Annotated in this window: 21 protein-coding genes and 1 pseudogene; 14 read left to right on the top strand and 8 right to left on the bottom strand. The window is 64.0% G+C overall.

Going from position 1 to position 23063, the window contains the following annotated elements:
• Nucleotides 1-162: 162 nt before the first annotated feature.
• From oxlT to RX327_RS14810, 3 genes are all read right to left on the bottom strand, one after another.
• Nucleotides 163-1455, bottom strand: coding sequence for an oxalate/formate MFS antiporter (gene oxlT, locus RX327_RS14800; RefSeq protein WP_317250689.1), 1293 nt, complete (start codon nucleotides 1453-1455; stop codon nucleotides 163-165).
• Nucleotides 1456-1713: 258 nt separating this feature from the next.
• Nucleotides 1714-1851: a hypothetical protein gene (locus RX327_RS14805; protein ID WP_167350443.1), complete on the bottom strand. Its 138-nt coding sequence runs from the start codon at nucleotides 1849-1851 to the stop codon at nucleotides 1714-1716.
• Between the two features lie 56 nt (nucleotides 1852-1907).
• Entirely contained in the window at nucleotides 1908-2756 is an 849-nt protein-coding gene (locus RX327_RS14810) for an autotransporter domain-containing protein (RefSeq protein ID WP_317250691.1), read from the bottom strand.
• A gap of 113 nt (nucleotides 2757-2869) precedes the next feature.
• On the opposite strand from RX327_RS14810, the gene napE reads away from it, so the two are divergent.
• The 6 genes and pseudogenes from napE (at nucleotide 2870) to RX327_RS14840 (ending at nucleotide 9627) form a co-directional block, all read left to right on the top strand.
• Complete coding sequence (gene napE / locus RX327_RS14815) at nucleotides 2870-3055, top strand: periplasmic nitrate reductase, NapE protein (RefSeq protein ID WP_157345976.1); 186 nt, start codon at nucleotides 2870-2872, stop codon at nucleotides 3053-3055.
• A gap of 44 nt (nucleotides 3056-3099) precedes the next feature.
• The gene (locus tag RX327_RS14820) at nucleotides 3100-3387 is read left to right on the top strand and encodes a chaperone NapD (protein WP_152977868.1); all 288 of its coding nucleotides are present in this window, start codon (nucleotides 3100-3102) and stop codon (nucleotides 3385-3387) included.
• An 18-nt stretch (nucleotides 3388-3405) separates the two neighbouring features.
• Nucleotides 3406-5919, top strand: a pseudogene (gene napA / locus RX327_RS14825) (nitrate reductase catalytic subunit NapA).
• Nucleotides 5916-6386 carry a nitrate reductase cytochrome c-type subunit gene (locus RX327_RS14830; protein ID WP_317250692.1) on the top strand — a complete coding sequence of 157 codons (471 nt, stop codon included), beginning with the start codon at nucleotides 5916-5918 and terminating at the stop codon, nucleotides 6384-6386. The pseudogene napA and the gene RX327_RS14830 overlap by 4 nt, the downstream one beginning before the upstream one ends.
• The gene (locus tag RX327_RS14835; protein WP_317250693.1) at nucleotides 6383-7021 is read left to right on the top strand and encodes a NapC/NirT family cytochrome c; all 639 of its coding nucleotides are present in this window, start codon (nucleotides 6383-6385) and stop codon (nucleotides 7019-7021) included. The genes RX327_RS14830 and RX327_RS14835 overlap by 4 nt, the downstream gene beginning before the upstream one ends.
• A gap of 959 nt (nucleotides 7022-7980) precedes the next feature.
• Nucleotides 7981-9627, top strand: a complete 1647-nt coding sequence (locus RX327_RS14840; RefSeq protein ID WP_317250694.1) for an arylsulfatase — start codon at nucleotides 7981-7983, stop codon at nucleotides 9625-9627.
• Between the two features lie 152 nt (nucleotides 9628-9779).
• Here RX327_RS14840 and frc read toward each other — a convergent pair whose 3' ends face one another.
• The 3 genes from frc to RX327_RS14855 form a co-directional block, all read right to left on the bottom strand.
• A complete protein-coding gene (frc, locus tag RX327_RS14845) occupies nucleotides 9780-11057 on the bottom strand; it encodes a formyl-CoA transferase (RefSeq protein WP_317250695.1) in 1278 nt (425 codons plus the stop codon).
• Nucleotides 11058-11119: 62 nt separating this feature from the next.
• Nucleotides 11120-12853 carry an oxalyl-CoA decarboxylase gene (gene oxc / locus RX327_RS14850; protein ID WP_317250696.1) on the bottom strand — a complete coding sequence of 578 codons (1734 nt, stop codon included), beginning with the start codon at nucleotides 12851-12853 and terminating at the stop codon, nucleotides 11120-11122.
• Between the two features lie 70 nt (nucleotides 12854-12923).
• Entirely contained in the window at nucleotides 12924-13619 is a 696-nt protein-coding gene (locus tag RX327_RS14855) for a GntR family transcriptional regulator (protein WP_317250697.1), read from the bottom strand.
• A 217-nt stretch (nucleotides 13620-13836) separates the two neighbouring features.
• Here RX327_RS14855 and RX327_RS14860 point away from each other — a divergent pair, with 217 nt between their 5' ends.
• From RX327_RS14860 to RX327_RS14885, 6 genes are all read left to right on the top strand, one after another.
• Nucleotides 13837-15966, top strand: a complete 2130-nt coding sequence (locus RX327_RS14860) for an acetate--CoA ligase family protein (RefSeq protein WP_317250698.1) — start codon at nucleotides 13837-13839, stop codon at nucleotides 15964-15966.
• Between the two features lie 219 nt (nucleotides 15967-16185).
• Nucleotides 16186-16983 carry a sterol desaturase family protein gene (locus RX327_RS14865; protein WP_050387166.1) on the top strand — a complete coding sequence of 266 codons (798 nt, stop codon included), beginning with the start codon at nucleotides 16186-16188 and terminating at the stop codon, nucleotides 16981-16983.
• Nucleotides 16970-17347, top strand: a complete 378-nt coding sequence (locus RX327_RS14870) for a hypothetical protein (protein ID WP_050387015.1) — start codon at nucleotides 16970-16972, stop codon at nucleotides 17345-17347. Before RX327_RS14865 ends, RX327_RS14870 begins: the two co-directional genes overlap by 14 nt.
• A gap of 12 nt (nucleotides 17348-17359) precedes the next feature.
• Nucleotides 17360-17557: a hypothetical protein gene (locus RX327_RS14875; protein WP_024579640.1), complete on the top strand. Its 198-nt coding sequence runs from the start codon at nucleotides 17360-17362 to the stop codon at nucleotides 17555-17557.
• Nucleotides 17558-17597: 40 nt separating this feature from the next.
• Entirely contained in the window at nucleotides 17598-17906 is a 309-nt protein-coding gene (locus tag RX327_RS14880) for a DUF6166 domain-containing protein (RefSeq protein ID WP_028331517.1), read from the top strand.
• A 37-nt stretch (nucleotides 17907-17943) separates the two neighbouring features.
• Nucleotides 17944-19053, top strand: a complete 1110-nt coding sequence (locus tag RX327_RS14885) for a Zn-dependent alcohol dehydrogenase (RefSeq protein ID WP_050387014.1) — start codon at nucleotides 17944-17946, stop codon at nucleotides 19051-19053.
• Nucleotides 19054-19059: 6 nt separating this feature from the next.
• Here RX327_RS14885 and RX327_RS14890 read toward each other — a convergent pair whose 3' ends face one another.
• Together RX327_RS14890 and RX327_RS14895 are read right to left on the bottom strand one after the other, a co-directional pair.
• Nucleotides 19060-19818, bottom strand: a complete 759-nt coding sequence (locus RX327_RS14890) for a GntR family transcriptional regulator (RefSeq protein WP_050387013.1) — start codon at nucleotides 19816-19818, stop codon at nucleotides 19060-19062.
• Between the two features lie 106 nt (nucleotides 19819-19924).
• Complete coding sequence (locus RX327_RS14895; RefSeq protein WP_050387012.1) at nucleotides 19925-21334, bottom strand: MFS transporter; 1410 nt, start codon at nucleotides 21332-21334, stop codon at nucleotides 19925-19927.
• Between the two features lie 364 nt (nucleotides 21335-21698).
• Here RX327_RS14895 and RX327_RS14900 point away from each other — a divergent pair, with 364 nt between their 5' ends.
• Nucleotides 21699-22106, top strand: coding sequence for a hypothetical protein (locus RX327_RS14900; RefSeq protein WP_050387011.1), 408 nt, complete (start codon nucleotides 21699-21701; stop codon nucleotides 22104-22106).
• A gap of 148 nt (nucleotides 22107-22254) precedes the next feature.
• Nucleotides 22255-23034, top strand: coding sequence for an NYN domain-containing protein (locus RX327_RS14905; protein ID WP_317250701.1), 780 nt, complete (start codon nucleotides 22255-22257; stop codon nucleotides 23032-23034).
• Nucleotides 23035-23063 lie beyond the last annotated feature (29 nt).

Raw genomic sequence — 23063 nt, forward strand, 5'->3', positions numbered from 1 at the left:
AGTTGGTATACTATATTCCAGAAAGCAAGCCCTTCATTCTGCTGCAACGCAGCAAATCTGCCCTCCGACGTGCCGGTCCCGACGGCGTCTCGCGGCCGGCAAAAATGAAAAGCGCCCGGCTTTTGGCCAGGCGCTTTGCAGGTTGTGATGGAGGGCGGTTGCTTAAGCCGTAGCCGATTTCGCGACCACGACCTTGCGCCAGGGTTTCAGCACCGCGATCGCCAGCAGCGAAGCCAGGATGTTGGCGCCGGCCGCGATGATGAACACGCTGTCCCAGGTGCCCGACGATTGCTGCATGTAGTTGGCGATCGGCACCAGCAGCGCGGCGGTGCCCTTCGCGGTGTAGAGCAGGCCGGCATTGGTGGTCGCGAACTTGGCGCCGAACGTGTCGGTGCAGGTCGAGGGGAACAGCGAGTAGATCTCACCCCAGGCGAAGAACACGAAGCCCGAGAGCAGCACGAACCATACCGGATCGTGGCCCCAGAGGTAGAGCATCCAGATGCCGAACCCTTCCATGCCGAAGGCGATGAACATGGTGTTCTCGCGGCCGATCATGTCGGAGATCCAGCCGAAGAACGGACGCGTCAGGCCGTTGAGCACGCGGTCGATGGTGGCCGCGAAGGTCACCGCCGTCATCGTCACCGCCATCAGCGTCACCGGCACGCTGTCGACTTTCCAGTCAACCGCGATCGGCTTCAGGTTCGCGGTGACCATCAGTCCACCCGCGCCGACGATCACGAACATGAAGTACATCAGCCAGAAGATCGGCTGGCGCAGCACCTCGGTCGGCTGATAGTTGCGGCGGGTCTGGATGATATTGGCATTCGCCACCACGTTCGGCACCTGGCCCGCTTTCGGCGCGAGCAGGAAGAAGGCGAGGATGCAGATGATGATGCCTTGCCCAAGGCCGAAATAGAGGAAGGTGGTCTGGAAGCCGCTGTCCTTGATCATGGCCTGGATCGGCGCGACGGTCAGCGCAGAGCCTGCACCGAAGCCCGCCGCGGTGATGCCGGCGGCAAGACCGCGCTTGTCCGGAAACCATTTCAGCGCATTGCCGACGCAGGTGCCGTAGACGCCGCCGGCGCCGATGCCTGCGATGATCATGCCGAGATAGTAGCCGTTGAGCGAGGTGGCCTGCGCGTTGATCGCCCAGCCGATGGCGCAGAGCACGCCGCCGACCAGCACGACGATGCGCGGGCCGTATTTGTCGACGAACCATCCTTCGATCGGCACCAGCCAGGTCTCGAACAAGACGAAAAGGGTGAAGGCCCACTGGATCGAGGCGCGATCCCAGCCGAACGTCTTCTGGATGTCGGGGACGAAGAACGTCCAGCCATATTGGTAGTTGGCGATCATCACCATCGCGGCGACGCCGATCGCGAGTTGCGTCCAGCGATAGGTGTCGCTGACACGCGCGGCCGCAGGGGCCGCAGTTGCCTGAACCATGTCCGACATAGATCCTCCCAGTGCGCCCCTTGTCGTTGCTTATGAGCGCGCGAGAGCCATCTTGGTATCCGATATGCCAAGGTTCAAGCTGTCGCAGGGGCAGCGCGCGCTTATGCCGCACAGGACTCAGCCCGGGCACCCCGGGAGACTAGTTCAGCGCGCAAGGAAATGGCCCCGAAAATCGGGGCCATTGGTCGAAGGTTCAATGTCAGGTCGCATCTTGCGACGAAAGCTGCATCCGGCGGAGAGCGCCGGAAATCCCTTGGCTTAGAGGCCAAAGCGCGGCAGGTCGCCGTTCCGATTCGAGATCTCCGCGCTCTTCATCAGCAGGCGGTCGATCGAGGCCAGCAGGCGGCCGAACAGGGTGGAGGAGGGCGCGAGCGTCAGTACAGTGGTCTTGGACATTGGTGTCCCCTTTCATTGGAGGCCAGCAATGGGCCGGCTCATCATCTGCAGCCAAACTATGTATACCAGATGCCAGAAACAACGCGTTTGTTTGCATAGCAGCATGCACGACTGTGCAATGCAGCAAAATCGGCAGATCGGCATTCCGGATTGGCGTGGAAGGAAGGGAGCCCGGTGGCGCCGCCGGGGCAGAATTTCCAGCTAAAACTGGCCTTTACCGAGTGATCCTGGACCCGGTCGGCGAGCTGGCCGACATAGGCAATGCCGATGCTGGCCTGCGGCGTAACCCGCAGGCCGAGCCCGCCCTCGATCAGCGCTGCGTTCCGCGCCAGCGGCACGCCAGCCACGGTGAATCCGGTTCCCGGGCTCTGGAACGCGAGCGCCGCCGTCGGGATCACGTCGCCGAAGGCGTGCTGCCAGGCCACCGAGGCGCGCGGCGTCAGCTGCATGCCGTTGGTGAGGGCAACGCTGGTGGCGATGCGGGCGCCGAACGAGGAGTAGCCGACATCCTGGTTGCTGCCGGCGCCGACCAACGCGGCGGCGCCGATTCCGCCGGTCTCGGCAAAACTGTCGGTGCTGAGGTGGGCCCAGGCGAGGCCGGCGAACGGCTCGTGCGCGATGGGAGCGATAGCCCGTAGCCGATCTCGCCGAACACCTGCCCGTGGTCGCGTCGTAGCGGGCGCGTGCCGTATCGAAGAAGCCGGGGAAGACGATCGAGCGGTTGGTGCGCCGCGATCGTCATCGCCCACACCACGCCGCCCTTCGCCGACCTGCCGCCGCTGTGGAAGCTCGGCCTCGAAGGTTGAGCGCGGGCGGCGGTGCCGAGGGCGGTGAGCGGGGCCGACGCGCGATCGATTGCGGAGCATCATCGTGCTGCCGGCCCGGGATATGCTGCGCGAGGCCATTGTGCAGTTTGTTGATCTGAATCAACGTCGGGCGCCGCGCCGCCCTCTAGATTGACGTCCAAGGCAGCGGCCCGGATGCCGTCCCCCCAACGTCCCAAGTGAGAGACACGATCATGGCGGTCGCAGACGGCGACGCAGATGTACGGCGTCGCCGAACGCGAATGGAAATCTTCGCCTTCCTGTTCCTGACCGCCATCCTGATGCCGGGGCTCGCGGTCGCGACGGTGGGGTCATACGGCCTCGCGGTCTGGATCTACCAAATGGTGGCCGGCCCTCCCGGTCCGCCCCCGCCGCATTGACAGGGAGAGACATCGTTGTGCGCAAGACCGCGATCAATCGCCGTATGTTGATTACCGGCCGCGCTTTGACAGCGGAGCGCGTCGTGGCGCCACCCGGGGGCGAGATCGCCAGCATCCTGGTGCAGGCGCGGCCCGAACGCCTTGATGCGGTCGAAGCCGATATCCTCGCCGTTTCCGGCTGCGAGATTTTCGGCCGCGACCCCAGAGGCAAGCTCGTCGTGGTGGTCGATGCACCCGATGCCGGTGCGCTCGGCGCGACGCTGAACACGATCGCTCTGTTACCGCACGTCCATTCCGCCTCGCTGGTGTTTCACGCCATCGACGTCTGCTGAAGTGCCGGGAGGCCAGCCATGACCGAAACCAAGCTCGACCGCCGCCAGATGCTGAAGCTGGAGGCCGCCGCGATCGCCGCAGCGGCCGGTGGAATGCCGGTTGCGTCGGTCGCGGCAAACCTCGTCACCGAACGCGATGCCAGCGAACTCGACTGGAACAAGGCTCCCTGCCGCTTCTGCGGCACCGGCTGCTCGGTGATGGTCGCGACCAAGGAGAACCGCGTCGTCGCCACCCATGGCGACACCAAGTCCGAGGTCAATCGCGGCCTCAACTGCGTCAAGGGCTACTTCCTCTCCAAGATCATGTACGGCCACGACCGCCTGATGCAGCCGCTGCTGCGCAAGACAAACGGCAAGTACGACAAGAACGGCGAGTTCACGCCCGGTCTCGTGGGACGAGGCGTTCGACATCATGGCCGAGAAGTTCAAGGCGGCGCTCAAGAAGCGCGGACCGAACGGCGTCGCCATGTTCGGCTCCGGCCAGTGGACGATATGGGAAGGCTATGCCGCCTCCAAACTGTTCAAGGCCGGCTTCCGCACCAACAACATCGACCCCAATGCCCGCCACTGCATGGCCTCGGCGGTCGCCGGCATGATGCGGACCTTCGGCATCGACGAGCCCCCGGGCTGCTATGACGACATCGAGGCCACCGACGCCTTCGTGCTGTGGGGCTCCAACATGGCGGAGATGCATCCGATCCTGTGGACGCGCCTGGCCGACCGCCGGCTCTCTGCGCCGCATGTCCGCGTCGCCGTACTCTCGACCTTCGAGCATCGCTCATTCGACCTCGCCGACATCGGCATGGTGTTCAAGCCGCAGACCGATCTCTACATCCTCAACGCCATCGCCAACCACATCATCAAGACCGGCCGCGTCAACAAGGACTTCGTCGCCAGGCATACCGTGTTCAAACGCGGCCAGACCGACATCGGCTACGGCCTGCGGCCCGAGCATCCGCTGCAGAAGAAGGCGACGGGCGCAGCGAAGCCCAACGACGCCACCGACATGAGCTATGACGAGTTCGTCAAGTTCGTCTCCGAGTACACGCTGGAAAAGGCAGCGAAATGTCGGGCGTGCCGCTCAACCGTCTCGAAGCGCTCGCCGAGCTCTACGCCGATCCCAAGACGAAAGTGGTCTCGTTCTGGACCATGGGCTTCAACCAGCACACCCGCGGCGTCTGGTGCAACAACCTCGTCTACAACATCCACCTGCTGACCGGGAAGATCTCCGCGCCCGGCAACAGCCCGTTCTCGCTGACCGGCCAGCCCTCGGCCTGCGGCACCGCGCGCGAGGTCGGTACCTTCTCACACCGCCTGCCCGCCGACATGGTCGTCACCAACAAGGCGCATCGCGATCACGCCGAGCACATCTGGCAGCTGCCCGAAGGCACCATTCCCGACAAGAACGGCGCCCACGCCGTGCTGCAGAGCCGGATGCTGAAGGACGGCCTGATCAACGCCTATTGGGTGCAGGTCAACAACAACCTGCAGGCCGGCCCCAACATCAACGAGGAGATCTATCCGGGCTTCCGCAACCCCGACAATTTCATCGTGGTCTCGGACGCCTATCCCTCGGTCACCGCGCTCGCCGCCGACCTGATCCTGCCCACCGCGATGTGGGTGGAGAAGGAAGGCGCCTATGGCAACGCCGAGCGGCGCACCCAGTTCTGGCATCAGCTCGTCTCGGCGCCCGGCGAATCGAAATCCGACCTCTGGCAGCTCATGGAGTTCTCCAAGCGCTTCAAGATCGAGGAGGTCTGGCCCGAGGAGTTGCTGGCGAAGAAGCCGGAGTATCGCGGCAAGACGCTGTTCGACGTGCTCTACAGGAACGGCCAGGTCGACAAATTCCCTGTCACCGACATCGAGCCGGGCTATCTCAACGACGAATCCAGGGCGTTCGGCTTCTACGTCCAGAAAGGGCTATTTGAGGAGTACGCCAGCTTCGGCCGCGGCCACGGCCACGATCTCGCGCCGTTCGATGCCTATCACGGCGAGCGCGGGCTGCGCTGGCCGGTGGTCAACGGCCAGGAGACGAGGTGGCGTTTCCGCGAGGGCAGCGATCCCTACGTCAAGCAGGGCACCGACGTGCAGTTCTACGGCCATCCCGACGGCAAGGCGCGCATCTTCGCGCTGCCTTACGAGCCGCCGGCGGAATCGCCCGACAGTGAATATCCCTACTGGCTCTCGACCGGCCGCGTGCTGGAGCACTGGCATTCCGGCACCATGACGCGCCGCGTGCCCGAGCTCTACAAGGCCTTCCCCGAGGCCGTCTGCTTCATGCATCCGGACGATGCCCAGGAAGCCAAGCTCCGCCGCGGGGATGAGGTGAAGGTGGTCTCCCGCCGCGGCTTCATCCGCGCCCGCGTCGAGACGCGCGGCCGCGACCGGCCGCCGCGCGGCCTCGTGTTCGTGCCGTGGTTCGACGAATCCAAGCTGATCAACAAGGTAACGCTGGACGCCACCGATCCGATCTCGCTGCAAACCGATTTCAAGAAATGCGCCGTGCGCATCGAGAAGGTGCTGCCGTCATGATCAGGAATCTGCGCGTCGTTCTGCTTGTCCTGGCGATAGGGGCCGGCACCGGCACATTGGCGGCGCAATCGCTCAATTCCGGGCTGCGCGGGCCGACGCCGCTCGATAGTGAAGGCCCGGCTCCGCCGATGATGCCGACGCGCAACACGTCCGAGCGTGAGGTCAGAAACTATCCCGAGCAACCGCCGGTAATTCCGCATTCGATCGACGGCTACCAGGTCGACCTCAACGGCAACAAATGCCTGTCCTGCCATGCGCGGGCGCGCACCGCTGAATCGCAGGCACCCATGGTGTCGATCACGCATTTCATGGACCGCGACGGCCAGTTCCTGGGCTCGGTCTCGCCGCGCCGTTTTTTCTGCACTGAATGTCACGTACCGCAGAGCGTGAGCAATCCGCCCGTCAGCAACAACTTCGTCGACATCGACACCATGTTGAGCCGCGCGGCTCCGGGCGGCCGTCGATGAAGGCGGCCGACCCGCAAACCTCAAAGGAGGGGCTCTTCCGACGCGCATGGGCCTTCGCGCGCGAGTTGTGGGAAGTGCTAGTGCGGCCGAGCACGGTGTTCGGGCTCGGCGTATTGGTGATCGCAGGCTTCGTCGCCGGCGTTGTTTTCTGGGGCGGCTTCAATACCGCACTCGAGCTGACCAACACCGAAAAATTCTGCACCGGCTGCCATGAGATGCGCGAAAATCTGTTTACCGAGCTGAAATCGACCATCCACTTCTCCAACCGCTCCGGCGTGCGCGCGACCTGCCCTGACTGCCACGTGCCGCACAACTGGACCGACAAGATCGCACGCAAGATGCAGGCCTCCAAGGAGGTCTGGGGCCACCTGTTCGGCGTCATCGACACCCGCGACAAGTTTGTCGACAAGCGGCTCGAGCTCGCGCTGCATGAGTGGGCGCGCTTCAAGGCCAACGATTCGCTGGAATGCCGCAACTGCCATAGCGCCGATTCCATGGACATCACCAAGCAGTCGCCGCGGGCCTCGGTCGCGCACCAGCGCTTCCTGTTCACCAAGGAAAAGACCTGCATCGACTGCCACAAGGGCATCGCCCACCAGCTGCCCGACATGCGTGGCGTTCCCGGCTGGCAATGAGCACCGGCTCTTGCCGGGCCTCGATCAACGTCCGTGTCGGGAGAGAAGCACACGACCAGCCGACGCAAGCAAAAATGGCCGCGGTTTCCCGCGGCCATCAACGACGTTGAAACGTCGGAACTCACGTGCTTGTTTATCCGATCAGAAGGGGAGCTTCTCATGTTCGCGAGAGCTGTCGCCGTTGCAGGTGCCCTGATGCTGGGCGTTTTTGCCGTAACTACCGATGTCTCTGCACAAGGTGTCGGCAGTCATTATCGTTATGCAGTGGCCCCCTCCGGCAACCTTGCGGTTGGGGGAGCACCAACGACCGGCGGAGCAAGAGCTAATCCGGCGACCGGCCCGCAGTATTTTAATGCCAGCCCGCCGCCCTCCAGCACCCTGAAAAACGGGTCGAGCCTTGGTCTAGGTGGTCCTTATACTGGGACCAGGGTCATCAATCGTTAGATGAGACGTCTGCTTGCCGGGTCACCGGACCGAGCGCCAGCGGACCGCGCAAGTCGCCAACGCCGCTATCTCTCCGCATCGACTTGACCTCGGACAAGGCAAGTCGAACGAGGGGATCGCGGGCATCCTCGGCGTCGGGTTCGACGCGGTGTAGGCGCACGTCGAGGCGATCAACAGCAAGATCGATCCCGACGGCCACCGCGCCGCGATCGTCATCGCACACACCACGCCGCCGTTTGCCGACCTGCCGCCGCTGTGGAAGTTGGGGCTGGAAGGGTCAGCGGGCTGACATGTCAGGTCGCTCGCGGCCGATAGCGGCTCGCGCTGACGATGTCGCCACTGATCCAGGACCGGACGCTGATATCGCTGCCAAAACGCATGATGTTCGCCGTTGAGTTGAGGCGCGATGCCCGCCCGGGTTGTATGGCACAAACTGCACATCCGTAACCTCGCTCGTTGCCCTAAGCTGGTCTCACTGCCTTCCCGCAACTCGCGTGTGAGATCGGAGCAAGATAATGAGCACTGAGGACAAACCGTCGCCGAAAGCCGTATCCGTAGGCGACCTTGATCGCCGACGTTTGCTGTTGGGGACGTCAACATTGGTCGCGGCGGCCGCGCTCACGTCGGAAGCACTCGGCCAAGCCCAGCAGGCGTCGCCCGCCAGCCCGGCCTCCGGAGCTGCAAGAAAGCCCAACATTCTCTTCATCATGGGGGACGACATCGGCTGGTTTAATGTGAGCGCCTACAATATGGGTGTCATGGGCTATCGCACGCCAAATATCGATCGCATTGGTCGGGAGGGAGCGACCTTCACAGATTGGTACGGGCAGCAGAGTTGCACTGCGGGACGCGCCGCCTTCATCACCGGCCAGACGCCGATCCGGACCGGCCTTACCAAGGTAGGACTGCCTGGTGCCGAACTCGGACTTGGACCGCTCGATCCGAGCGTCGCCGACGTGCTCAAGACGTATGGTTACGCCACCGGACAATTCGGCAAGAACCATCTTGGTGACCGCGACGAACATCTGCCGACCGCGCACGGCTTCGACGAGTTCTTCGGCAATCTCTATCACCTCAACGCCGAAGAGGAGCCGGAGAACCCGGACTATCCAAAAGATCCCGATTTCCGCAAGAAATTCGGTCCACGGGGTGTGTTGAAGTCAACGGCCGACGGCAAGATCGAAAACACCGGCCCGTTAAACACCAAACGCATGGAAACGATCGACGAGGAATTCCTCGCGGCTGCCAAGGATTTCATTAACCGACAACATCGGGCCAACAAACCGTGGTTTTGCTATTTCAATTCAACGCGAATGCACATCTTCACGCACCTGAAGGCAGCGTCGCAGGGCAAGACGGGACTCGGCGTCTATCCCGATGGCATGGTGGAGCATGACGGCATGGTCGGCGAGTTGTTGAAGCTCGTGGACGATCTCGGTGTCGCCGACAACACCATCGTGGTCTACACAACGGACAACGGGGCTGAAGTCTTCACGTGGCCCGACGGCGGCACAACGCCATTCAGAGGCGAGAAAGCCACCAACTGGGAAGGCGGCTTCCGCGTCCCTTGCCTGATCAAGTGGCCCGGCGTCATCAAGCCTGGAACGATCGTCAATGATCTCTGCGCCCACGAGGATTTCATTCCGACCTTCGCGGCCGCCAACGGCGATACCGATCTCGTCGAACGGACGAAGAAGGGGACGGCTCTCAACGGCAAGCAATTCAAGGTTCACCTCGACGGATTCAATCTGCTTCCCTTCCTGAAGGGCGACGCCAAGGAATTGCCGCGCAAGGAGTTCCTCTATTGGAGCGACGATGGCGATCTGATGGCTCTGCGGGTGGGGCACTGGAAGGCGACGTTCATGGAGCAACACACCGAAGTAAGTCCACAAGCTCCTCTCGGCGTCTGGCAGGGTCAGTTCACAAAGCTGCGTGCGCCTATGTTGTACAATCTGCGCGCCGACCCCTTCGAGCGGGGCCCGACAAGCATGCTGTATGGCGACTGGCACGCCCACCGCGCGTTTCTGCTAGTGCCTGCGCAAGCGATCGTCGCCAGGTACGTCGAGAGCTTCAAAGAATTTCCACCGCGTGCCAAGGCGGCGAGCTTCACCGTTGGCGATGTGATGGAGAAGCTCACGACAGCGGGACCGGCAAAGAATTGAGGTTCTGAGGACCTGCCGGGACGGCAGTGCCGTCCCAATCTGGCTATGAGGGCCACGTAGCAAACCCGGACAGGACAATTCCTGAAGGTCTGCTCCAAGCAAAAATGGCCGCGGTTCCCGCGGCCATTCGTGTCTTGCTTGAGTGCGAGCCTTTACTCCGCGGCCTGCTTCTGCGGCGGGTCGAGCGCGCCGGACTTGTGGATCTCGGCGACCTGGTGGTCGCTGAAGCCGAGCACCGAGCGCAGGATCTCGTCGGTGTGCTCGCCGAGCAGCGGGGAGCGCTGCACATCGCTCGGAGAGTCCGACAGCTTGATCGGATTGCCGACCGAGACGTACTTGCCGCGGGTGGGGTGGTCGACCTCGACCACGGTGCCGGTCGCGCGCAGCGACTGGTCTTCCGCGATCTCCTTCATCGACAGAATCGGGCCGCACGGGATGTCGTCCTTGTTGAGGATCTCCATCGCCTCGAACTTGGTCTTGGTCATCGTCCACTGCTCGATGCGGCCGAAGATCTCGTTGAGCCGCGGCAGGCGCGCCGCCGGCTTGGCGTAGTTCGGATCGGTCTTCCAGGAGGGCTCGCCGATCACGTCGCAGATCTTCTCCCAGACCGGGGCCTGGGTGATGAAGTAGATGTAGGCGTTGGGATCGGTCTCCCAGCCCTTGCACTTCAGGATGCGTCCGGGCTGGCCGCCGCCGGAATCGTTGCCGGCGCGCGGCACGGCGTCGCCGAACGGCACGCCTTCACCGAACTGGCTGTACTCCCTAAGCGGACCATGGGCGAGGCGCTGCTGGTCGCGCAGCTTGACGCGGCAGAGATTGAGCACGCCGTCCTGCATTGCCGCGGTGACGCGCTGGCCCTTGCCGGTGTGGGTGCGCTGATAGAGCGCGGTGACGATGCCGAGCGCGAGGTGCAGGCCGGTGCCGGAATCGCCAATCTGCGCGCCGGTGACGAGCGGCACGCCGTCGCGAAAACCGGTGGTGGAGGCGGCGCCGCCGGTGCACTGCGCGACGTTCTCGTAGACCTTGCAGTCTTCGTACGGTCCGGGTCCGAAGCCCTTGATCGAGGCGACGATCATCTTCGGGTTGATGGCTTGAATCTTCTCCCAGGGGAAGCCCATGCGGTCGAGCACGCCGGGGCCGAAATTCTCGACCAGCACGTCGCACTTCTTGATCAGCTCGGTGAGGACTTCCTTGCCCTTGGGGTTCTTGGTGTCGAGCGTGATCGAGCGCTTGTTGTGGTTGAGCATGGTGAAATACAGGCTGTCCACGTTCGGGATGTCCTGCAGCTGGCCGCGGGTGATGTCACCCACGCCCGGGCGTTCCACCTTGATCACGTCGGCGCCGAACCATGCCAGCAACTGCGTGCAGGTCGGTCCGGACTGGACGTGGGTGAAGTCGAGAATGCGAACGCCCTCGAGCGCTTTGGTCATAATGTTTGCTCCGTACTTATATGCCCCTGCACCCGCAGGGAGTGATGGGTTAGGGGGACCTGTTACTTCTTCTTCTGCAGAACGCTCTGCGGATTGAGGTTTCCGATGCGGCCGCTCTCCGAGCCTGCGGCCGGATCGATCACCGCGTTGATGAGCGTCGGCTTGCCGGACTTCATGGCTTCGTTGACCGCGCGCTTGAGCTCGTCGGGCGAGGTCGCGTTCACGCCGACGCCGCCGAAGGCCTCCATCATCTTGTCGTAGCGCGCGCCCTTGACGAACACCGTCGTCGCCGGGTCGGCGTTGGCGTTGTTCACGTCCGTGCCGCGATAGATGCCGTCATTGTTGAAGATGACGACGCAGATCGGAAGGTCGTAGCGGCAGATGGTCTCGACCTCCATGCCGGAGAAGCCGAAGGCCGAGTCGCCTTCCACTGCGAGCACGGGATGGCCGGTCTCGAGCGCGGCCGCGATCGCCTGGCCCATGCCGATGCCCATCACGCCCCAGGTGCCGACGTCGAGACGCTTGCGCGGGCGGTACATGTCGATGACGCCGCGGGCGAGGTCGAGCGTGTTGGCGCCCTCGTTGACGAGGATGGTGTCCGGACGTTCCGCGATGATCGCGCGCAGCACGCCGAGCGCACCGTGATAGTCCATCGGCGATTTGTTGTTCATGAGCTTCGGCGCCATCTTGGCGACGTTCTCTTCGCGCTTCTTGCTGACGGTCGAGAGCCAGTCGGACGGCGCCGCGGTCCAGTTCGCGCCCATGGCGTCGAGGAATGCCGACACGCACGAGCCGATGTCGCCGACGACGGGCGCGACGATCTCGACGTTGGAGTCCATCTCCTTCGGCTCGATGTCGACCTGGATGAACTTCTTCGGCGCTTCGCCCCAGCTCTTGCCCTTGCCGTGCGACAGCAGCCAGTTCAGCCGCGCGCCGATCAGCATGACGACGTCGGAGTCCTTCAACACCGTCGAGCGGGCGGCGCCGGCGCACTGCGGATGCGTGTCGGGGAGGAGGCCCTTGGCCATGCTCATGGGCAGGAACGGCACGCCGCTGTTCTCGACGAAGGTCTTGATTTCCTCGTCGGCCTGCGCGTAGGCCGCGCCCTTGCCGAGGATGATGAGCGGACGCTTCGCGCTCTTGAGCACGTCGAGCGCGCGCTTCACCGAAGCCGGCGAGGGGATCTGCGCGGGCGCAGCGTCGATCACCTTGACCAGCGACTTCCGGCCGGCCTCGGCGTTCATCACCTGGCCGAACAGCTTGGCCGGCAGGTCGAGATAGACGCCGCCCGGGCGGCCCGAGGCCGCGGCGCGGATGGCGCGGGCAAAGCCGATGCCGATGTCCTGGGCGTGCAGCACGCGATAGGCCGCCTTGCACAGCGGCTTCGCGATCGCGAGCTGGTCCATCTCCTCGTAGTCGCCCTGCTGGAGATCGACGATCTCGCGCTCGGAGGAGCCCGAGACCAGAATCATCGGGTAGCAGTTGGTGGTGGCATGCGCGAGCGCGGTGAGACCGTTGAGGAAGCCGGGCGCCGAGACGGTCAGGCAGACGCCGGGCTTCTTGGTGAGATAGCCGGCAATGCCTGCGGCGTAGCCGGCGTTCTGCTCGTGGCGGAAGGAGATCACGCGAATACCGGCGGCCTGCGCCATGCGGCCCAAATCCGTGATCGGGATGCCCGGCACATTATAGATGGTGTTGATGCCGTTCAGCTTGAGCGCGTCGATGACGAGATGGAAGCCATCCGTCAGTTCCTGCTCGGTGCCCGGTGCTTCGGACTTGGTCGCGGTATTCAGCATGGGCCTTGTCTCCCTGGTCGTTCTTGTTCGGACGATCTGATTGTCGTCTGAAGCGTGTGAACTTGAGTGGTTACGTGAACAGTTCCTGGCCGTGCGCTTCGACGTAAGCGGCGAGGCCGAGGGTGTGATCGCGGGCGCGCTTCTCGGCGAGCTCGGTGTCGCGCGCTTCCAGCGCTTCGATGATGCCGAGATGCTCGGGCAGCGAGGTTGCGGTGCGGTCCTTGCGTCCGATGGTCAGCTGGCGATAGCCGCGCACGTGCAGCAGGAGGTCGTTGGTGAGATCGACCAGCACCGGCGATTCCGACAGCGAGATCAGCGCCTGGTGGAAGGCGATGTTGGCGCGGGAGTATTCCTCGACGTGATCCTCGGGCAGGCGGTCCTTGTTAAAGTCCTTGAAGAAGTCGCGCAGCGCAGTGATGTCCTTCTTGCGCGCGGTCGTGGTGATGAGGCGCGCGGCCATGCTCTCCAGCGCCGCCCAGGCGCGGATCATGTCGACGATCTCGCTCTTGGTCCTTCGCACCACCATGATGCCGCGGCGCGGCACTGTCTTCACGAAACCGTCCTGCTCGAGCATCGCGATCGCTTCGCGGATCGGCGTGCGGCTGACGCCAAGCCTCTCGGACAATGCGCGCTCGTCGAGCATCACCGGCTCGGGCGTCGAGTAGATGTCCATCTTGAGGATGGCTTCCTTCAAGGCGTCATACGCCTTGTTCTTGAAGCTGCTCTCCGGCGCGATCCGGACGATGGCGATATCTGTGTCAGCCATGGTGGGCGACGCCTTGGTCTGTTTCGGTTCTGGCACAACTCGTCTCCTCCTCTTGGAGACGTCTTCTTAGCAGAAGAAATTACCTTAGATTTTTGGCATGCCAAATACCAGAATGTCAAGCTGCCTATATTTTTCGATCTTTTTGGACCTCGACCGACCTTGACAATTGCGTTTTTGGCATACCAAATGCCACGAAATCTGTCCCAGGAGGAAGCCAATGTCAAATTCGAAGGATGCGGTCCGCAAAATTCTCGATGCGGTCAAGGCGGACAACCGCACCAGCCTGACGGCGCCGGAGGGCAAGCTGGTCTGCGACGCCTACGGCATTCCGGTGCCGAAGGAGGGCGTGGCAAAGTCGGCAGGCGAGGCCGGCAAGATGGCTTCGGCCATGGGCTTCCCGGTCGTGATGAAGATCGTCTCGCCGGACATTCTCCACAAGACCGAAGCCGGCGGCGTCATTGTCGGTCTCAAGACCACCGAAGAGGCCGAGAAGGCCTACGAGACCATTCTTTCCAACGCCAAGAAATATAAGTCCGATGCCAAGATCGAGGGCGTCCAGGTGCAGCAGATGCTGGCCGGCGGCACCGAGGTCATCGTCGGCTCGATCACCGACGGCTCGTTCGGCAAGCTCGTCGCCTTCGGCCTCGGCGGCGTGCTGGTCGAGGTGCTCAAGGACATCACCTTCCGCCTCGCGCCGGCGACCAAGGAGGACGCGCTCTCGATGCTCGACGGCATCCAGGCGCATGAGATATTGAAGGGCGTGCGCGGCAGCGAGCCGGTGAATCGCAACGCCCTCGCCGACGTCATCGTCAAGGTGTCGCAGCTCGTCACCGATTTCCCCGAAATCGTCGAGCTCGACCTCAACCCGGTGTTCGCGACGCCGAAGGGCGCGACCGCCGCGGATGTGCGCATCGTCGTCGACTTCGCCTTCAAGCCGAAGCCGAAGCCGCGCCCGACCGAAGAGATCGTCGCGGCGATGAACCGCATCATGCAGCCGAAGGCGGTCGCCGTGGTCGGTGCCTCCGCCGAGGACGGCAAGATCGGCAATTCCGTGATGAAGAACCTCATCAACGGCGGCTACAAGGGCGAGATCTATCCGATCCATCCCAAGGCCACCGAGATCCTCGGCTACAAGGCCTATAAGAGTGTCAAGGACGTGCCCGGCGTGATCGACGTCGCGGTGTTCGCGATCCCCGCCAAGTTCGTGGCTGCGGCGCTCACCGAGTGCGGCGAGAAGAAAATCCCGGGCGCGGTGTTGATCCCGTCGGGCTTCGCTGAAGCCGGCGCGCCGGAGTTGCAGGCCGAGATCGTCGAGGTCGGCAAGAAGTACGACATCCGCCTGATGGGGCCGAACATCTATGGCTTCTATTATACACCCGTCAATCTCTGCGCGACTTTCTGTACTGCTTACGACGTCAAGGGCCATGCGGCGCTGTCGTCGCAGTCGGGCGGCATCGGCATGGCCATCATCGGCTTCTCGCGCTCAGCGAAAATGGGCGTCTCGGCGATCGTCGGTCTCGGCAACAAGTCCGATATCGACGAGGACGATCTGCTCGCCTTCTTCGAGCAGGATCCGAACACAAACCTGATCGCGCAGCACTGCGAAGACCTCAAGGACGGCCGCGCCTTTGCCGAAGCGGCAAAACGCGTCTCCAAGAAGAAGCCGGTGGTCGTGCTCAAGGCCGGCCGCACCTCGGCCGGTGCCAAGGCTGCGTCCTCGCACACCGGCGCGCTCGCCGGCAACGACCGCATCTACGAGGACGTGTTCAAGCAGTCCGGCGTGATCCGTGCTCGCTCCTTGCGCCAGCTGCTCGAATTCGCCCGGGGCGTGCCGGTGCTGCCGACGCCGAAGGGCGAGAACGTGCTGATCATCACCGGCGCCGGCGGCTCGGGCGTGCTGCTGTCGGACTCCTGCGTCGACAACGGCCTGTCGTTGATGTCGATGCCGCCGGATCTCGACGCGGCCTTCCGCAAGTTCATTCCGCCGTTCGGTGCGGCCGGAAATCCTGTGGACATCACCGGCGGCGAGCCGCCGATCACCTATGTCAACACCGTGAAGCTGGGCCTGTCGGACGAGCGCATCCATGCGCTGATCCTCGGCTACTGGCACACCATCGTCACCCCGCCGATGGTGTTCGCCCGCAACATGGTCGAGGTGAAGAAGGAGATGGAGGCCAAGGGTTTTGTGAAGCCGATGGTCGCGTCTCTGGCCGGCGACGTCGAGGTCGAGGAAGCCGCCGAATATCTCTACCAGAACGGCATTCCGGCCTACGCCTACTCGACGGAGCTGCCGGTCGAGGTGCTCGGCGCCAAGTACAAGTGGGCGCGCGGGGCAGGGCTGCTCTGAGCTTCTGAATCTGTCGAATACTATGGCCGCCCCGGACACCGTCCGGGGCGGTTTTTTGTTGTTGGCCGTTCTCGAGACCACCCCAGGCTTTCCCTGATCGGTCCTGAGCGGGTTCCGCGCACCATCTTCTTTTCCGGACCCGCGCGCGGCTGACGAAGCTTGCCTTCCGCACCTGATGTGCTACTGATATATCAGATCAGAATGACGGAGGACCTCGCGATGGAGTTGGCTGCAACAGGGATGACCGACCGCCAGCGCAAATATCGCGCGACCTACCGCGAGCGCGTGGTGGGGTGGTACAATGGCTGGCTGCATGTCGTGCTGATCTACACGATCGGCTTCACGGCGCTGTACGTCTATCTGGCCAATGTGCATGACGTGAAATGGTGGGAATACCTCACCATTCCCGTAATCTTCCTGATCGCAAACTTCTTCGAATGGGCGGTGCATCGCTTCGTCATGCACCGGCCCTCGAATGTGCCCCTGCTGCGCGCGATCTACAGCCGCCATACGCTGATGCACCATCAGTTCTTCACCGAGGAGGAGATGCGCTTCGCCGATCATCACGACTGGCGCGTCACCTTCTTCCCGCCCTATGCGCTCGTGGTGTTTACCCTGATGTCGATCCCGCCGGCGATCATCGCGGGCCTTGTGATCTCGGCCAACACCGGCTGGCTGCTGATCACCACGACGACCTCGATGTACCTGATCTACGAGTTCATGCACTTCTGCTGCCACGTCGAGGAAAATGCCTTCGTGCGCAACATGCCCTTCGTCAACACCATCCGCCGGCACCATACCGCCCATCACAACCAGTCGATCATGATGGAGCGGAACATGAACCTGACCTTCCCGGTGATGGACTATGTGTTCGGCACCTCCGACCTCAATCGCGGCCTGCTTGGTCACATCTTCAACGGCTACAGCACGCGCCACGTGAAGACCGATATGCGCCGGACGGCGCGGACGCCGCGGGTCGTGGCAAAGGAGCAATCGGTGCCGCATGCCGCAGCTTGAACCCAATCTCGCAGGCCTCGCCTGGTTCGGCCTGCTGTGGAGCGTATGCTGCATCGGCTTCCTGCAACTGGCCGGCATGTACCCGCTGCGCGGGCGCGCAGTCCTGCCAGTGACGATCACGACCGCACTATGGGTGATGCTGCTCGCCGGCACGCTGGCATTCGCGCTGGCCGAATTGCGCTGGACCACCGTCGTTGTCGTGGGCGGCGTGCTGTTCTTGTTCTTGCCCGGGTTGTTTCAGGCGCTGCCGGAATGGTGGCGCGACGGACGCGCGGGATTGCGGCTGTCCTGTTGCGCCATGATCGTAGCGCTTGCGCTGCTGGTCCGCGTGGCGGCACCGTCGTTTCACAACTGGATGACCTGAAGGGAGGTCTCGATGCCAAGCCACATCAAGCTCATGCTGTCGCTGGCGTGCCTCGCCACGGCAGCCTGCGGGTATTTTTTCATGGTCTATCTGGGACAGCAGGGACCGAGCTATGCGGTCGCCTTCCTCGGTGTGTTCGCAACCGTCGCGATGTGGATCTTCCCCGAGGTCGTCAAGAAGGACCTCAAGATGCGCCCGCCAGGATCCTGACCGAGTTCCTGATATGATGCTGCAGCACAGGGAGGATCCGATGGCGAGCTATACCGGGGACCGCACCATCGACGGCATTTCGGTGCTGGTCGATGGCAAGCCGCTGTCACCGCATTACGACCAGCTTCGTCTCACCGAACACGGTTTTGAATGGAGCTACGAGGGGCCGGAGCCGGCACAACTGGCCTTCGCGCTGCTCTATGACCATCTGCACGATGCCGCTGTTGCGAAAGCGTTACACGAGAGCTTCATGCGGCGCGTCGTCGCCAATTTCGACAATGAATGGGAGCTCTCCTCGGCCGATCTCGACGAGGCGGTCGCGGCGCTGCGCTCCGGACAGACGGCCTGAGCCCCCGTGCTGATGCCCCCGGCAGAGAATTCTTGAGATGACCCTGACCTGTCGCGCGGCGGTGCTGCATCAAGGCGGAACGCCGCTTTCCGTCGAGCGCGTATCGCTTGCGCCGCCCATGCCGACCGACGTCGTGGTGAAGGTGCGTGCCGCGGGGCTCTGTCACACCGATCTCGAAGTCATCGACGGATCGTTGCGCTATCCCTTGCCGATGATCCTCGGGCACGAGGCGGCAGGCGTGGTCGAGGAAATCGGCAGTGCGGTGCGCGACATCAGCGTCGGCGATCACGTCATCCTGTCCTGGAATCCGCATTGCGGGCATTGCTTTCACTGCGACCGCGCGCAGCCGATCCTGTGCGAGACCTATCTCGCGCGGGGCGCGGAAGGCGTGCATTTCGACGGCGCGTCGAAGGCGCGGCTCGCGGACGACCGCAACCTGGCGCACCTGATGTTCCTCGGCGCGTTCTCGGAATATGTCGTGCTGCCGGCCCAGCAGGCGATCGTCGTGCCGAACGACATCCCGTTCGACCGCGCGTGCCTGATCGGCTGCGGCGTCATGACCGGCGTCGGCGCCGCGCTGAACGTCGCCGCCATCGGTCACGGTGATACCGTGATGGTCACCGGCTGCGGCGCGGTCGGGCTGGCAGCGGTGCAGGGCGCCCGGCTTGCCGGCGCCGGTGCTGTTATCGCGGTCGACCTCGACGATGCAAAGCTTGGCCTCGCGCGGCAGCTCGGCGCCACGCACGTCGTCAACGCGGCCCGCGAGGATCCGGTCCAGTTCGCAAAGCAGGCGACGTGCGGCCGGGGAGCCGACGTCATCCTTGAGGCGGCGGGCCATCCGCAGGCGTTCCGGCAGACCGCGGAGGCGGTGCGGCCGGGCGGTGAGGTGATCTGGCTCGGCAAGATCGACGTCACGCAGGATGTGAGTTTTCGCTGGGGCGCGTTGATGGGCGAGAAGCGATTTCGCCGCTCGAGCTATGGCGGCGCGCGGCCCCGGCGCGACTTTCCCTTGCTGGCGCAGGCCTATCTCGACGGCCGGCTCAAGCTCGACGAACTGATCACCGGCCGCTGCACGCTCGACGGCATCAATGACGGCTTCGAGGCGCTGCGGCGCGGACGGTCGATCCGCACAGTCGTCGAGCTCTGAACGCTCTTACAGCGTCGAACGGGCAAAACTCTCGATGTAATCGATCAGGCTGTCGGAGGCCGCGCCCGCGGCGTCGACGCGGCGCTCGGCGACGGCTTCGGCGACGTCGGCATGCAGCCGCGCCGCCAGCGGCAGATCGGCCGCTTCCTTGTAATGCTGGTACCAGAACCGGCGCGACAGGCCATGCATCAGGCCCATGGCGCGGGAGGCGAACTCGTTGCGCGACGCCGCAGAGATCAGTGTGTTGAACTGGTGATCCAGCCGCATGAACAGCAGGTCGTCGGATTTCTCCGCCGCGCGCCGCATGCCGGCGGCGATCTCGGAGAACTGCGTGCGCTGCTCGCTGGTGGCGCGCTCGGCGGCGCCGCGCGCCATCAGCCGTTCCAGCTCGCGCCGCACTTCCAGCAGGCGCAGCTGGGCCCTGAGGTCGACCTCGGACACCAGCACACCGCGGCGGGCCAGGATGTTGACGAGGCCGTCGCGCGACAGGCGCTGCAAGGCTTCGCGGATCGGGGTTCGGCCGATGTTGAGCCGCTTGGCGAGCACGAGCTCGGAGAGCGCGGTGCCCGGCGGCAGTTGCAGCGTCACGATCAGCTCTTCCAGCTCGGCATAGGCGCGATCGGTGAGCGTGACGTCGCTTTGCGGAAGAGGGGCCGGCGCGGAACCGCGCGGCTTGTCGCCGGCGGCGGAGGATTGCCGTGCCGGCCGGCGGCTCCCTGCTGTGCGCGCGCGCACCGTGCTGGATCGTTTGCTCGAATTTACCATCAGGATCGTGAGTGCTGCTGTACAGCAGATATCTCACACGCTCGATGGCAATGACAAGGCCGGTCGATCGGCGCCGCGTCGAATCGGACGGCGCGCCGCGCGCCCATCAGTGCGAAATGCTTTCCAGCGTCCGGCCGCGGGTTTCCTCGCCGAGCAACAGCACCGCAAGCGCCGCCACCACGAATGCGCCGGCGCCGAGCGCAAACACGCCGCCTTGTCCGGCCGCCGGCAGGATCACGCCGATCACATAGGGGCCGATCAGCGAACCAATTCGGCCGACCGCGGAAGCAAAGCCCGTTCCGGTCGCACGGACATGGGTCGGGTACAGTTCAGGCGTATAGGCGTAGAGCGCCGACCACATGCCGAACAGGAAGAACTGCATGCAGAGGCCGGCAATGATGAGCTGGGTCTGGTCCGCCGCCGAGCCGTAGAAATGGCAGGCGATCGCGCCACAGAGCAGGTTCATCACCAGCGTCGCCTTGCGGCCCCAGGATTCGACGAGCCACGCCGAGACCAGGAAGCCGGGGATCCCCGCGAGCGAGATCAGGATGGTGTAGAACACCGATTTGGTGATCGGGAAGCCCTTGGCCTGCAGCAGCGCGCCGAGCCACGTGGTCAGGCCGTAGAAGCCGAGCAGGGCGAAGAACCACAGGGTCCACAACATCGTGGTCCGCTTGGCGTAGATGCCCGAAAACAGCGTTCTCAGGCCCGTCACTTCGGAGACGGGGGCAGCCGCCTGGCGCAGCACCGGCGGCAGGTCCTTGCCGCCGAGACGGTCGCGGACCCTGCTTTCGATATTGCGCACGGTCGCTTCGGCCCGCTCGGAATAGCCGTGCGAGGCGAGCCAGCGCGGCGATTCCGGGACGTAGCGGCGCACGACCAGCACGAACACGGCCGGGATCGCCTGCAGGATGAAAACCCAGCGCCAGTCGGCGACCTGCAGCACGAAGTAGGTCAGCAGGCCCGACGCGATGAAGCCGAGCGGCCAGAATCCTTCGAGGAACGCGATGTAGCGGCCGCGGTTGCGCGCCGGCATGATCTCCGAGACCATCGACTGCGCGACCGGAAACTCCATGCCCATTCCGAAGCCGAGCAGCAGGCGGGATGCGCCGAGCGCGGTCGCCGTGGTGGACAGACCGCAGCACAGGCTGCCCAGTCCCCAGAAGATCATGCTGACCTGGAAGACGCGGGCACGGCCGAAGCGGTCGGCGAGCAGGCCGGCGGAGGCGGCGCCCGCGAACATGCCGAGGAAGCTCATGCTGGACAGCAGCCCGGCTTCCGCTGTCGACAGGCCGAAGGTCTGGCGGATCGAGCCGAGCACGAAGGTGAGCGCGGCCAGGTCCATGCTGTCGAAAAACCACGCGGTCGCGATGATTCCGAAGATCCAGCGCTGATAGGAGGTCAGCGGCAGGCGTTCGAGCCGCGCCGCGATATCGGCGACCTGCTGCGCCTGCGCGGTTCGCGCAACGGCCGGAGCCCGGCTTCCGGCTGCCGCGGTGACGTCGGAAATGGTCATTGCTGCCTCCCCAAGTAGAGATTGATGGGCTCTTGTCGGCCCCTTTTAATAAAATGTCACACGGATAGCAGTGATATGTCAATTGCTGATCACGCACGAATTGACGGCGCGGGCGGGGCTGCGGCACCGGACGGGCCCGCGGACACATCGGCGCGTAGCCCGGACCTTCCGTGATCCGGCCGACCATCTTGCCGCGTCGGGCATCCTGCGAAGCGGCATCAAGAGCCGGTTAACGGCATCCGAGAAATCGGGGGCTAACGGATAATCCGGCTTTAATGGGGAGCTGACTAAACGTCACGTGGTTGCAAGGTGCCGGATGCCTGGAGGTATCCGATGTTGCGTCGGGCGGAGGCGTTTTCCCCATATGTCAGTTCAGGCCGATCTGGATTTTGCGAGCGACGATCGCGCGAGGGCGCAGATCGGCGCGGCGGTGAACTATCTGCTCAGGGACGCGACCGGCGTCGCGCGTGAGCATGCCGTCGAGACAATTGTCGAGATGGTGCGCGACATCGCAAGCCGGCCGCTCACTGTCGAAGCGGCATCGATTCAGCCGCTGATGAGCGGCGTCACCTATCGGGATTTTGTGATCGACGCCTACCGGCGCGATGTCGATCGCTGGCGCGCGACTATCCGCCGTTCGAACGGCAAGAAGATCCGGATCGCTTCGCCGCCGTCGGTGCGCGACGAGGCGACGACCACAGCGGACGCGATCACCGCCGAGAAGGCCATCGAGTTCGCCAGGCGGGCGATCGACTTGGGCGAGGTGATCTGACCTCGCCGCCTCAAGGCTGGCATCGCCGCGACGTCTTGGCGATGCCGCCTATGCTTGGGACGCGCGATGTGCTCCGATACGACGGCTGCGCCGGTTCCGCGGCTGTCTGCGTAATTGTCCATTCATCCTGTCCCAGCCGAGAAATGCCATGCCGTCGGAACTTCGCTCGCCCCGTCTGGCCGTCCTGATCGACGCCGACAATGCCTCTGCGAAGATCGCGGATGGACTTTTCGAGGAGATTGCCAAGATCGGCGAGGCCAGCGTCCGACGCATCTATGGCGACTTCTCCAACGTGCGTTCCAGGGCCTGGGCCGACATTCTGTCGAAGCACGCCATCATCCCGCAACAGCAATTCGCTTATACGACGGGAAAGAATGCGTCCGACATAACCCTGGTCATCGACGCGATGGACCTGCTGCACAGCGGCCGGTTCGACGGCTTCTGCCTGGTGTCTTCCGACAGCGACTTTACCCGTCTCGCCGCCCGCATCCGGGAGCAGGGCGTCGACGTCTTCGGGTTCGGCGAGCAGAAGACGCCGGAAAGCTTCAGGCAGGCCTGCCGGAGATTCGTCTACACCGAGAACCTGCGCGGCGGCGCGCCGAGCAATCAGGATGCGGCCGTGCGGGCCCAGCCGTTGCAGCCGCCCGAGGCCGCCACGCCGATCATCAAGAAGGTCATCAGCCAGATGGCGAGCGAGGACGGCTGGGTCACGCTTGGCGAGGTCGGACGGCAGCTGGCCAATTTCGCGTCGGATTTCGATCAGAGGACCTACGGCTTCCGCACCCTCGGCGAGCTGGTGCGCAGGACCAACGCGTTCGAGATCGAGTCCAAGGGCGGGACGATGCGAATCCGCATCAAGCCAGCGGCTGCACGGCCGCCAAGACGGCGAGCTCCAAGACGGCGAGCCGATCAAAGGCTGCCGGAATGAACGGCGCGCCGCGCGGTCTGTTCTGCGCG

Origin of the sequence: Bradyrhizobium sp. BEA-2-5 (assembly GCF_032918025.1) — a bacterium.
GTDB lineage: Bacteria > Pseudomonadota > Alphaproteobacteria > Rhizobiales > Xanthobacteraceae > Bradyrhizobium > Bradyrhizobium pachyrhizi.